The following is a 13,372-nucleotide window of genomic DNA, read 5'->3' as shown; positions in this document are numbered from 1 at the left end:
TCGTCGAATCCCACGATAATGCGATCGGGTTACTCGTCGCCTCGATGGACCCTGAATACTCCGTTAATCGCCGGTTCAGGTAACCTTTTGTAGCATCGCATCATCCAGTTTCGCAGATGCATAAGAGGTTCGACGTGACGCTATTCAAGGTCTATGCAAGAGCTCTGCGCTATCTCAGCGCCTACAAGCTGCGCGTATCCCTGGTCGTGGTCGCAAACATCGTTCTGGCGACAATTACCATCGCGGAGCCGATCCTGTTCGGTCGCATTATCGATGCGATTTCGGGCAAGGGTGAGGTCAAGCCCATCCTTTTCATGTGGGCGACCTTCGCCGTTTTCAACACGGTTGCCTTCGTCCTGGTCGCCCGCGAGGCCGACAGGCTGGCCCATGGCCGGCGCGCGACGCTGTTGACGGAAGCCTTCGGCCGGATCATCTCCATGCCGCTTGGCTGGCACCATCAGCGCGGCACCTCAAACGCGCTGCATACATTGCTGCGCGCCTGCGAGACGCTGTTCGGTCTCTGGCTGGAATTCATGCGCAACCACCTGTCGACGGTTATCGCGCTTGCCCTTCTGATACCGACGGCAATGGCGATGGACCTGCGCCTTTCCGCCGTGCTCATGGTGCTCGCCGTCGCCTACTGGATGATCGGTCGCGTCGTCATGAGCCGCACCAAAGACGGCCAGGCTTCGGTCGAAAACCATTATCACACCGTCTTTTCGCATGTCAGCGACTCGATCAGCAACGTGTCTGTCCTGCACAGCTACAACCGCATCGAGGCTGAAACCAAGGCGCTGAAATCCTTTGCCGACCGCCTGCTCGAAGCCCAGTATCCGGTGCTCGACTGGTGGGCGATCGCCAGCGCGTTGAACCGCATGGCGTCGACCATTGCAATGATGGTGGTCCTGATCATCGGCACCATGCTTGTTCAGGCCGGCCAGCTGCGCGTCGGCGACGTCATCGCCTTCATCGGCTTTGCCAACCTGCTGATCGGCCGCCTCGACCTGATGCGCCAGTTCGCCACGCAGATTTTCGAAGCCCGTTCCAAGCTCGAGGAATTCTATGCGCTCGAAGACTCGGTGCGTGAACGCGAAGAACCGGCCGGCAATGGCGAGATCAAGGACGTCAAGGGTGCGATCGAATTCCGCGACGTCTCCTTCGGCTTCGGCAACAGCTCGCAGGGCCTGCACAATGTCTCCTTCTCGGTGAAGGCAGGCCAGACGGTCGCGATCGTCGGCCCGACCGGTGCCGGCAAGACGACGCTGGTCAACCTGCTGCAGCGTGTTTACGACGCCCAGGGCGGCCAGATCCTTGTCGACGGCACCGATATCACGAAGGTGACCCGCAAGTCGCTGCGTCGTCACATCGCCACCGTCTTCCAGGATGCGGGCCTGCTGAACCGTTCGATCAGCGACAATATCCGCCTCGGCCGTGAAGGCGCCAGCGAAGAGGACATGCGCCGTGCGGCCGAAGCCGCCGCTGCCGCCGACTTTATCGAGACCCGTGAGGATCGCTACGATACGCATGTCGGCGAACGCGGCAACAAGCTCTCTGGCGGCGAGCGTCAGCGCATCGCCATCGCCCGCGCTATCCTCAAGGACGCGCCGATCCTGGTGCTCGACGAGGCGACCTCGGCGCTCGACGTCGAGACTGAAAACCGCGTCAAGGCCGCAATCGACAACCTGCGCCAGAACCGCACCACCTTCATCATCGCCCACCGCCTGTCGACGGTCCGCGAAGCCGATATGGTGCTCTTCCTCGACGACGGCCGCGTGGTCGAACAGGGTAGCTTCGACGAACTCAGCCACAGCAACGGCCGCTTCGCCGCCCTGCTGCGCGCCAGCGGTATCCTGACGGACGAAGAGGTCCGCAAGGCCCATACCACCGAAGCCGCCTGATCGGCTTGGGTTTCAAACAAAGGCCGGAGGGGTAACCCCCTTCGGCCTTTTTTGTTGGGCTGGGTTAAGAGGCTGCATCGAACGGCATTCCTACGACACGCTTTCAGACTTTGCTTTATCCGAATACCGCTATGGACGATATGCATTGGCACTGTGCCGTGTGGATATCCCCTCTGCCCTGGCGGGCATCTCCCCCACAAGGAGGGAGATCGGCTGGGCGCGATGGTTTCCCCAAACAATGACCAACTGATGTCCCGCACGGCAGTAGAGAGGAATTCAGGGCCAACCACTGGCCGATCTCCCCATCTGTGGGGGAGATGCCCGGCAGGGCAGAAGGGGCTCACACGCAGCAACGTCTCGATTCCAAGCCAAACCGATTGACCACCCTACCGATCTTCCTAATTTCCGGTTTGTTACCGACTACCGAAGGGAAAAACCATGAAGGTCCTGCGCATCGTTGCCAATGTCCAGGCACCTGACATCACCATGGCCCGGCGGTTCTATCAGGATATCCTCGGTCTTGACGTCATCATGGATCACGGATGGATCGCGACGTTCGGCGCCCCGCGCTCGATGACCGTTCAACTCAGCGTGGCCAGCGAAGGTGGCTCCGGAACGCCGGTACCGGATCTCTCGATCGAGGTCGACGACCTCGACGCCGTGTTTAAGGCAGTGTCGGCAGCTGGCTTTCCCATCGAATACGGCCCGGCCGATGAGCCCTGGGGCGTCAGGCGCTTCTATGTGCGCGATCCTCTGGGCAAGCTGGTGAACATCCTTGTTCACAAAAACTAAGCCGGCGGCCATCGGCCGCCGGCTCCCTTCATCTCACAGGCATATCCAAAGCCTATTTCCGATCGTTGCGGCGATAGACGTTGGCCGTTCCGCCAATGCGGACGGGCACCGGGACGCTGGCGAGCTCCGTGACCAGTTTCGCCTTGACCTTGCCCTGCTGGCGCTTGCGTTCGAGATAATAGGCATAGGCGAATTGCGTCGCGATACCAACGATCACGAAGAGCGGACCGACCAGCGGATCCTTATTGGTAATATAGAGCACTACCTGGCCAATCATGGCGAGGATCGTGCCGGCGACGAAAATGTTCAGCGAATGGCGGCCGAGGATCGCCAGCGGATGGTCCGCAGGACGGCGCAGAATGCGCGAGAGCGCCGGAATGCTGATGACCAGATAGGTCAGTGCCAGCACGTGCAACAGACGCGGCAGCGACAGGAAGGTCTTGTCGAAACCGGTGATGACCGTCGGCAGGCCAAGTGCGGCCAGCGAATTGCCGAAGACCCAGAGCTGGCCGGTCACCCAGACAAAGGACAGCGCAACGTAACCGGCAGCGGCCGCAAGCAGCAGCCGATGCCGGGGGATGGTGCCGCCGCGCTTGATATGCAGCATCGAAACGATGCCGATCGAAAACAGGAACTGCCATGAAAGCGGATTGAGGAACCAGTAGCTTTCGATCAGCATGTTGTGCGGCGCCACTTGGTAGATGCCCGCAAGCAGCCAAACCGTGCCGGAAACGCCGAGCGCCAGCAACGGGCTCCGGGCATTCAAAAGCAGGATGATCGGCACCATCAACATCAACGCGCCGTACATCGGCAGGATATTGTTATAGCCGATCTGGTGGCCGAGCAGCAGCAGCGCCGGAAGGCCTTCCTTCAGGTTCATCAGCACCGCCAGGATGTTGATTTCGACCAGCAAGCCCGGCCGGTGAAACAGCCACGCGCCGCAGATAAACAGCGCCAGCGTCATGAAGGTGGTGATCATGTGGGCGAGATAGAGCGTGAAGGCGCGCTTCACCGCCTTGATCGCCATCGTCAGCCGGTTGCCCGGCCGGAACCCGGAACCGTAGGCAAGGCCGACGGCAATGCCCGAGATCAGCACGAAGGCTTCTGCAGCATCGGAAAAACCGAAATTCTTCGTCGTCAGATATTCGAAGATCTGTCCGGGAACATGGTTGATGAAGATCATGATCAGCGCCACGCCGCGCAAGACGTCGAGCCTTGTATCACGTATTGGCGCGGCGGCGGATAGGGAACTGCGCCCAGTGACGATGGCTTGGGTCGGCGTGCTAGCCATGGGTGTCTCCTTGTCATCCGATTTGCAAACGCGACGGCGGCCAAAAGGGTTCCCTTTTGGCCGCCGCGAATCGCCGTGTTTTTCAGCGTGGAGAACGCTGTTATCCGAGCGGATATCCCTCTTCGGGATCGGTGACTTCGCAGCCGTTGATCGTCAGAGTGTAGCCGCTGTCATTGGACGCTTTTGAGACCGAAATGCGGTATTTGCCGCCGCCCTGCTCCACCTCTGCCGCAAAACCGTCCCATTCCGACGGGAGCGACGGTCGCACATAGAGCCGGCCGCCCTTCAGCCGGATGCCGAGGATGCCTTCGACGGCGGCGCGGTAGAGCCAGCCGGCGGAGCCGGTATACCAGGTCCAGCCGCCGCGCGACGTATAGGGCTCATGGCCGTAGACGTCGGCAGCCACGACATAGGGTTCGACGCGGTATTGCTCCGCCGAAGCCTTGTCGAGCGCATGGGTGATCGGGTTGAGGATCTGGAAGCAACGGAACGCATCATCGCCCCGCTTCAGCTCCGCCAACGCCATCACCACCCAGGTTGCGGCGTGGGTATATTGTCCGCCGTTTTCGCGCACCCCCGGCGGATAGGCTTTGATATAGCCGGGATCCCTGGCAGAATTGACAAAAGGCGGCGTGAACAGCCGGATGATCCGGGCATCCTCGTCGACCAGCTGGTCGAGCACAGCGTCCATCGCTGTGACGGCGCGGGCCGGATCACCCTCGCCCGACAGCACGCTCCATGACTGCGCAATCGAATCGATCCGGCATTCCGGGCTTTCCCTGGAGCCGAGCAGCGCACCGTCGTCGAATGTGCCGCGGCGATAGTAGCCGCCATCCCAGGCCGCAGTTTCGAGCCCCTTCTTCAGCTCGATCAGATGCGCCGACCAGCGCTCTATGCGGGCCGTGTCGCCGCGCTCTTCGGCATAGGGAATAAAGGAGCGCAATGCGCCCGCCAGGAACCAGCCGAGCCAGACGCTGGTGCCGCGCCCGCCGACGCCGACGCGGTTCATCCCGTCGTTCCAGTCGCCGCCAAGGAACAGCGGCAGGCCGTTTGCCCCCTTGCGGGCGATGGCGAGATCGAGCGCCAGCGCCGCGTGCTCGTAGACGCTCGCCTTGTCCTCGGAAATCTCCGGCCTGTAGAAGGAGTCGTGCTGGCCTTCGAGCAGAGCCGGCCCTTCCAGGAAGGCGATCTGCTCGTCGAGCACGCTCCTATCGCCGGTGACGCTGCAATAATGATGGATCGCGTAAGCGAGCCAGACGACGTCGTCCGAGATCAACGTGCGCACGCCCGCACCCGTTCCGGGCAGCCACCAATGCTGCACGTCGCCTTCGCGGAATTGGCGTGACGCGGCATTGAGGATCTGCCCGCGGGCGAGGGAGGGTTCGTGCAGCACGAAGGCCAGCGTGTCCTGCAGCTGATCGCGGAAGCCGAAGGCGCCGCTTGCCTGGTAGAAGGCCGTGCGGGCCATGATGCGGCAGCCGAGGCTCTGATAGGGCAACCAGGTGTTGACGAGATTATTCATTCCACGATCTGGCGTCGATATCTGCAGCCTGCCGGTAAAATCCCGCCAGAAGGTTCGGTTCGCCTCGACGGCATCGTCGAACGAGGCCTTGCGGATCTCGGCGATGACTCTGCGCGCTTCTTCCTCCGTCGGCGTATCGCCGAGGAAGAAGGTGAAGTCGCGCTCCTCACCGGCGCCGAGCTCGATGTCGATGGCAAGCGCTGCGGCCGGATCACCGTCGAGGTCGGCCGTGCTGGAAAGGGCGGCGGCGGAGGTAACGGCCTGCGGCGCGTGGATCGTTCCCGCCTTGCCGACAAATTCGCGCCGGCTTGCCGAGAAGCTCGAAAGGGCCTCGCTCGCCGCGAAGAAGGCGGTGCGGCTGGAATAATCGATGCTGTAGGGATTGGTGGCAAACAGCGCCCCAGTCTCCTCGTCATATCTAGACAGGATGAACGGTGCCGTGCGTGCCGCATTGCTGCCGAGGATCCATTCGACATAACCGTAGAGACGCAGCTTGCGGCTGGTCGAACCGGTGTTGCGCAAGCGCAGGCGCTGCAGTTTAACCGGCCTTTCGCGGTCGATCGTCTGCGTCAGCTCGAGAGCGATATCGTTCTGAATGCTGGAAAAGACCGAATAGCCGAGCCCGTGACGGGTTTCGAAGCGGATGTCCGGCCGGCCGGAAAGCGCTGCGAACGGCGTCATGACGGCACCGCTCTCGAGATCGGTCAAATAGAACGCCTCGCCGGAACGGTTGACCACCGCATCGTTCGACCAGGAGGTCAGCTGATAGTCGCGCGAATTGGCGCTCCAGGTGAAGCCGGAGCCCTCAGCCGACACGTGGAAGCCGAACCTGTCATTGGAGATGACATTGATCCACGGCTGCGGCGTCGCGTGACCTCCGGGCAGCCGAACGACATATTCGCGTCCATCGCGGGCAAAACCGCCAATACCGTTCCAGAAGTCGAGATCGCCTTCCTCCTCGATGACGACGGCGGGCACGACAGGCGGCGGCACCGGCGCAACACGCTTGACCGGGGCCTTGTTGCGCTCGGCCCGTTCCATCTCCTGCAGCTCCTCCTTGGAGGGCGCAAACAGCGCCACGGCGCGGCCGATCTGGTCGACCACCTTGCCGTTCTTCGTATGCAGCGTGACGCGGGAAGCCGCAATCAGCGCGTGATAGGTGCTCTCCTCCATCAGGTCCTTGCGAACAGCAAAGATATGCTGGCGCAAGCCGTCGGCCTGGCCCATGCGGCGCACGTTTTCGCACATTGCGTCGAGCGCGTGCTGCATATCCTGCGCGTAGGAAGAGGCGCGTTCGTTCATGATGACGAGATCGGCGGTGACGCCGCGCGAACGCAGATATTCCTGCGCCAGCAGCGCCTCGCGGGCGATCTCGAGATCCATGTCGTCGTTGATGCGCAGCGTGAAGATCGGGAAGTCGCCGGAGATCGCCAGCGGCCAAAGCGCCGATTGCGACTGCAGGCCGGCCTCGACGGTCGCCTCGTCCTTGCGCAGCTGCATGTCGGGATAGACGAGGTAGCGTCCGAGATGCTGGAAGGCCGCTGCCTGCTGCGAGGTAACGCCGACATGGCGCATCTGCACCTGCGTGCGCGTCCAGGCTTGCACCAACTCGTGGTTGAAAGCGTCGGGATGACGGTAGCGATTGACCGCCTTGTCGACTTCGTCGCGGTTTGGCGCAGCGATCGTCCAGAAGATCACGCTGACTTTCTTGCCGGCCGGCACGCGGACGGTGCGACGCAGCGACATCACCGCATCGAGCATGAAGCCGTCGCTGCCGGAAAGCGTAGCGCCCGGATCGAAGGCTGCCGCATCGGCAAGGCTGCGGCCACGGCCGATGAATTTGCGCCGGTCGGTCTCGAATTCCGTGTGGCGGGTGTCGCCGGCATTGTCGACGATCAAGTGGGCGATGCTGATGTTCGGTTCGTTCGGATCGCGCTTGTTGCGTTCGGCGCGGATGACGTCGCCGCGCTTGCCGATCTCGGTCTTGACGAACATCCGGGCAAATGCCGGATGCGCATTGTCGGTATCGTCGGAGGTGATCACCGGTTCGAGATAGGAGGTGACTTCGATGAAACGGTCTTCCCCACCCATGTTGAGCAGGGTGACGCGGCGGGCCTCGGCATCATGCTCGGTCGCAATAATGCACTCTACCTCGCTTGTGAGGTCGCCGACCGTCTTGGTGAACTGCGCCTTCTCGTCGGCGAATTCGACCTTGATCTTTTCGCCTTCGACGCCCTTCGGCTCCGAGGTCGTCGACCACCATTCATTCGTGGCCGTATCGCGCAGGAAGATGAAGCTGCCCCAGCGGTCTTCGGTCGGATCGGCTTTCCAGCGGGAAACGGAGAGGCCGTTCCAGCGGGAATAACCGGCGCCCGTAGCCGTCAGCATCAGCGAATAATGGCCGTTCGACAAGAACACGAGTTCGCGATCACGCGAAGCCGGATCGCTGATCTTCCTGATCTCCGGCCGCAGCAGGTCGTCCTGGATGCTGGCCGGCGTGTCGGATTCATGCTTGCCGCTCATCACCGGAATGTCGCGCGGCGCCTTTTCCTGCAGCAAAAGCTCCGCTGCCTCGATGACCGGATCGGCGTGGAAGAGCTCGCGCAGATGACCATTGAAGGCGACGTTGGCGACGGCGGCGATCGACATGCCGTGATGGTGGGCATAATAATTATAGACCACAGCGCATTTTTTGCCTTCCGGCACGCGCGTCGGCGTGAAGTCGACGGCATCGTGGAAGCCGAACTTGCCGAGCGCACCGACCTTGCGCAGCCTCTGCAGATTTTCGAGCGCGGCCGGCGGGTCGTACTGGCTGGCGAGCAGCGATGCATAAGGCGCAATGACGGCATTGTGGCCGAGGCCGCGCTTCAGGCCGAGCGTCGGCACGCCGAAATTCGTGTACTGATAATTGAGATTATGGTCGCGGGCATTGAAGGCCGCTTCCGAGATGCCCCACGGAATTCCGAGCTTGCGGGCGTAATTCATCTGTTCGACGACGACCAGATTGTTGGTCTGGTTGAGAATCCCTCCGCCGCGCTCCTGCATGACCAGCGGCGGCATCAGATACTCGAACATCGAGCCGGACCAGGAGACCAGCGCGCCGCGCGACCCCACAGGAACGACCTGGCGGCCGAGGCGATACCAGTGCTCCGTTGGCAGATCGCCCTTGGCAATGCCGAACAGGCTGGTCAGGCGACATTCCGAGGCGAGAAGATCGTAGCAGGCCTGGTCGAGTTCACCGCTTTCGACGCGGTAGCCGATCGACAGCAGGCGCCGCTCGGGCCGGAACAGGAAGCCGAAATCCATCGAGAACGCCAGATCTCGGGCTTTGTCGCGCAGTGCCACCAGGCGCGGCCTCAGCGCATCGACTTTGGAAAGGTCGAAGGTGCTGTCGGAAATATGCGCCTCACAGACCTTCACCAGGGAGGCCGCCCATTGGGTGACCTCTTCGCTCTGCTTCGACTTGACCTCATGGTCGAGATTGGCGGCGAGCTTCTCGATGTCGCGGGCGAGAACGGCGAGATTGATGATGCGGATCGAGGCGAATTCATGCTCGCGCTTGACGGCGGCAAGCGCATTCTGGAAGCCGACGATGCGTTCCTCCAGGCGCCGGCGCAGCGGCCGCACGGTCTTGCGGTCGTCGGGCAGGTCGGCCAGCACTTCACCGAGAATGCCGGCTGTGTCGCCGACGCCGTCGAGGTTGCCCTGCATATGAGCGGACGGCGCCTCGGCCCAGTTGCGGCAGGCCGACGAAATGGCGATCAGATGGCCGGCGAGATTGCCGCTGTCGACGGCCGAGACATAACGCGGCCCAAGCGTCTGCAGCGTATCGGTGTGATACCAGTTGAACAGATGGCCGCGGAATTTCTCCATTCTGTCGATCGTCGAAATCGTCTGCTCTAGCCGCTCGAGCGTCTCCTCGAAGGAGAACCAGCCGAATTGCCGGCCGGAAACGACCGAGAGCAGATAGACGCCGATATTGGTCGGCGAGGTGCGCGCCGCAACAATCACATGCGGCGTTTCCTGGATATTGTCCGGCGGCAGATAGTTCTGCTCGGCCGTGGTGAAGGTCTCGAAATAACGCCAGGTGCGTCGGGCGATCTTGCGCAGTTCGCTCGACACCGAATCGGCGACCTCGAGCCGGTCCTCGGTCTCTGCCGACTGGCTGACATACCAGGCGACGACAGGCGACAGGATCCACAACAGAGCGAAGGGAATGCCGACGACGAAGGCGCTGCCGCCGGGGAGGGCTGCAAACCCAAGCGCCAGCAGCGCCAGCGCCGGTGCGTGCCACATCCCTTTGTAATAGGAGATCAGCGTTCCCTGGCCGCTGGCGTGAACGCTGGCGGCGGTCCGCCACTGCAGCATCAGCTTGCGGCTGACCAAGAGGCGGTAGAGCGAGCGGCCGATCGCATCGGCCATCATGGCGGCCGAATCGGCGATGAAGACGATCCGCAGTGCAACCTGCGCATTGGCGGCCGTGATATCGGACCAGACCGTATAGAGATGGGCGCGGGCGATGATATCGCTGGTGCGCGGAATGATGCCGTTGATCAGCGACAGCGTCGGCGCGACGAAGAGGCAGAAGATCAGCAGAATCTGCCAGATCAGTGCGCCGAGCGGGCTCATGAAATACCAGCCGAGCACGGAGGCGAAAAACCAGGCGATCGGCGTCAGCGAGCGGCGCAGATTGTCGAACATCTTCCAGCGGCCGAGTGCCGTGACGCCGTATTTCGGATTGAACATATAGGGCAGCAGCTGCCAGTCGCCACGCGCCCAGCGATGCTGACGCGAGGTCTCGACCTCGTAACGGATCGGGAAATCCTCAACCAGTTCGAGATCGGTGACGAGCGCGCAACGCGCCATCGAGCCTTCGAGAAGATCGTGGCTGAGCACGGAGTTCTCGTCGATCCGACCCTTCAGCGACGCTTCGAAGGCATCGACATGATAAAGGCCCTTGCCGGTGAAGGTGCCCTCGCCGGCCAGATCCTGATAGACGTCGGAAACGGTGAAAACGTAAGGATCGAGGCCGCGGTTGATCGAAAAGACGCGCTGGAAAACCGATGCGTCCTTGCCCGTCGTCAGCGACGGGGTGACGCGCGGCTGCAGCACGCCATAGCCGCTTTCGACACGGCCGGTTTTCGGATTGATGACCGGCCGGTTGATCGGATGATAGAGCTTGCCGACGAGCTTGGTGACGGCATCGCGCATCAGGCGCGTATCGGCATCGAGCGTCATCACATATTGCACCTTGGCCGGCACGGTGTTGGCGCCCGGCAGATAGGTCGTGTCGCGGTCGCCGCGCAGCAGCATGTTCAGCTCGTGCAGCTTGCCGCGTTTGCGCTCCCAACCCATCCAGACGCCTTCGGAGGGATTGTAGAGACGGCGGCGATGCAACAGATAGAAACGCGTCTTGCCGTCATAGGCATAGCGGGCGGAAAGATTGGCGATCTCGCGCCGGGCATAGTCGAGAACCTCGAGATCGGCGGGCGTTTCCTCGGCCTCGCTGTCCGGCCAATCGCTGAGCAGCGCGAAATAGAGCTCACCGCGCGGATTGGCAAGATAATGAACCTCGAGATTGCGCACGTGGTCATCGACGCTGTCACGGTTCGAGATCAGGCAGGGCACGACGAGCAATGTGCGCGCATCCTCCGGAATGCCTTCCTTGAACTCGTATCCGACAAGGCGCGCCGGCGTCACGAAGAAGGACAGCACGGTGTTGAAGAGACCCGTCGCCCCTTCCGACGCCGGCACTGAGAACATGATCAGCAGCAGGGCGATTTCGATCGCCCCCATGCCGGCATTCGCCATGAACCGGCCGACGATCGCCATGGCGATGATCGTCAGCAGCATGACGGGCACGGCAATTGCCAGCCAGTTGAACCGACGCACGGCGCGCACGAAATGCTGGATGATCGTCGGGCGATAATTCGCCCGCGCCTCCAGCTTCGGCCGCTGCGCGCCGGACAGGAAACCGCCGACATTCGGTTCATGCGGCTGCGGCTCGTCGGAGGCCTTGGCAGCAGCCGTCATGTCGAGCGCCAGCTGAGCGATTTCCATTTCCGTCAGCGGCGAGCGTTTGGCCAGCTTTTCGATCTGTTTGCGATATTTGTTGCGCGAGCCGGAATCGAGGATGCCGTAATCGGAATGCTCCCAGAGCAGTTTGTCGACATGGCTTACCTGCTCGACCCAGACCGACCATTCGGCATCGTCGATCTCGCGAAGGCTGCGGATGATGTTGCCCATCGTCACGTTGCCGGAAGAAAGGCGGCTGTGTTCGGCCGTCGTCGTCTCTTCGCTGTTGCGGCCGAGTTCTTCCAGCCGCTCGTCGAGCCAGGTGATGGCGAGACTCGACGTCTGCGAGCCGTCACGAAGGCGATAGAGGAACTGTGTCGAGAAAGTATTGTCCTCGGCAAGCGGTTCCAGCGTCTTCAGGTAGGCCGCCGCCCCGGCCGGATCGGTCAGCCGCACCAATTCGTCGGCCGCCTCGTTGGCGCGGCGGCGCAGGCGGCGGCTGGCTTCGACGCGGCTGGAAATGCGGCGAAGGTTTTCCACGAGCACGTAGCGCACGAGCGAAGGCAATGCCCAGAGTTCGCCGATCCTCAGCGTCTCGCTGGCCTGAAAACCGTCGACCAGCGCCGTCAGGCTTTCCTGCGAGATCGTGCTATGGGTATGGGCGACGTAGAGCCAGGCAAGCACGAGGGTGCGCGGCACCTCGACACCGCCGACGACCATGGTCGGCAATTCGCGATAGAAGCGGCGGGGGAAGTCGCGCCGCACCTCCTGGATCGCCTCTTCGACGATATAATGATTGTCCAGCAACCATTCTGCCGCCGGCGTGATCGTCTCGCCTGCTTCGACGTCGGTCGCCGTGGTCCGGTAGACGCGCAGAATTTCCTTCTCGTTTTCCTTATGGCGCGCGAAGAAATCGAATGGGGCGAAAGCCGGCAGCTGGTCGACGCCGTTGCGGGCGACCGCATCGCCCATCGCCTTGATGTCCTCGATGGCAAGATAGGTCGAGCGGATCGAATCGTTATGATCGATCTGCTTAATCTCGGGTTCGCGCGGAAGGCTCGGAGAAAGATTGGAAATAGACATGGGTTCGGTTCTGGATCCAAACGAAGTTATGGCTGTTTTGCGCAGCCTTTTGCACTGCTTATCATGACTGCTACATGAACGGAGCCCCATTCTTCAAAGATCGATGAAGCCGGGGTGAACGACACTTGGGCCAAGCTATGCAACGGGCTGAGCTCTGGCAAAGGACGCGGCCCGACGGGTATTGGGACCATCGATACCTCTCCGCGAAAGCCATGTCGAAAATTTGGACAGTATCGAAATAATTCAAGTCAAAAAGCACGGGCCACCCTCAGCGAGCTGATCTGGGCGGTAGGCACAAAAATGCCGGCACTAAGGTGCCGGCAGGCAGGAACTCATCGATTCCGGTCGCACCAACAAGGTCGATGCGGCCGTTTTCGATGAATGAAAGAAGGACGGAAGAATGATGATGGGATCGGCTTCGATCAACCAGAGCAAGATGCCCCCTTATGGCAACTCGCCTTTGACATTCGAGTGTCGGGAGAACGCCGAATGAGATGTTCCGGAATTCAATAAGGGCAAAAACCGCCCGCAGCTGCCGGCATCACCGGCGCCTGCCATTTGCCGATTACCCGACGACCCCGCAAACCATGGCGACGACGAACAGGAATGCCGCGGTGAAGATCGCTCCATGAAGCAGCGTCTGAAGCCTATGGCGCGTGGTGAGCACCTTCTTGGCCGGGATGGAACCATACTGGTTCACGTGAGCATGCGAAATACCCAGATCTGCCATATGTCGCCTCCGTTGTTTCCTGCGGCCGGTTGTGCGGCTCG

General features: G+C 61.7%; 5 protein-coding genes. 2 read left to right on the top strand and 3 right to left on the bottom strand.

The genetic code is table 11. From position 1 onward, the window contains the following. The first annotated feature begins 134 nt into the window (after window positions 1-134). Window positions 135-1,898 carry a glucan ABC transporter ATP-binding protein/ permease gene (locus HJB89_RS13825; RefSeq protein WP_207582242.1) on the top strand — a complete coding sequence of 588 codons (1,764 nt, stop codon included), beginning with the start codon at window positions 135-137 and terminating at the stop codon, window positions 1,896-1,898. 438 nt (window positions 1,899-2,336) lie between these two features. Further along, entirely contained in the window at window positions 2,337-2,690 is a 354-nt protein-coding gene (locus HJB89_RS13820) for a VOC family protein (protein WP_221150078.1), read from the top strand. Between the two features lie 52 nt (window positions 2,691-2,742). Here the strand turns inward: HJB89_RS13820 and HJB89_RS13815 are convergent, their stop codons facing one another. The 3 genes from HJB89_RS13815 to HJB89_RS13805 all read right to left on the bottom strand — a co-directional run bounded on the left by HJB89_RS13815 (window position 2,743) and on the right by HJB89_RS13805 (window position 13,331). Continuing rightward, complete coding sequence (locus HJB89_RS13815) at window positions 2,743-3,981, bottom strand: OpgC family protein (RefSeq protein ID WP_221150077.1); 1,239 nt, start codon at window positions 3,979-3,981, stop codon at window positions 2,743-2,745. Between the two features lie 100 nt (window positions 3,982-4,081). Further along, a complete protein-coding gene (locus HJB89_RS13810) occupies window positions 4,082-12,601 on the bottom strand; it encodes a GH36-type glycosyl hydrolase domain-containing protein (protein ID WP_221150076.1) in 8,520 nt (2,839 codons plus the stop codon). A gap of 565 nt (window positions 12,602-13,166) precedes the next feature. Continuing rightward, window positions 13,167-13,331 (bottom strand): hypothetical protein, encoded by a 165-nt coding sequence (locus HJB89_RS13805; protein ID WP_007632282.1) that lies wholly within the window; start codon window positions 13,329-13,331, stop codon window positions 13,167-13,169. Window positions 13,332-13,372 lie beyond the last annotated feature (41 nt).

Origin of the sequence: Rhizobium sp. NZLR8 (genome assembly GCF_019685025.1) — a bacterium.
Classification (GTDB): Bacteria; Pseudomonadota; Alphaproteobacteria; order Rhizobiales; family Rhizobiaceae; genus Rhizobium.
This window is presented reverse-complemented; position numbering and strand designations above follow the sequence as displayed.

Excerpts from the sequence above, each read along its gene's own strand:
- HJB89_RS13820 (WP_221150078.1), top strand. The coding sequence starts at position 2,337 with ATGAAGGTCCTGCGCATCGTTGCCAATGTCCAGGCACCTGACATCACC.
- HJB89_RS13815 (WP_221150077.1), bottom strand. The coding sequence starts at position 3,981 with ATGGCTAGCACGCCGACCCAAGCCATCGTCACTGGGCGCAGTTCCCTA.
- HJB89_RS13810 (WP_221150076.1), bottom strand. The coding sequence starts at position 12,601 with ATGTCTATTTCCAATCTTTCTCCGAGCCTTCCGCGCGAACCCGAGATT.
- HJB89_RS13805 (WP_007632282.1), bottom strand. The coding sequence starts at position 13,331 with ATGGCAGATCTGGGTATTTCGCATGCTCACGTGAACCAGTATGGTTCC.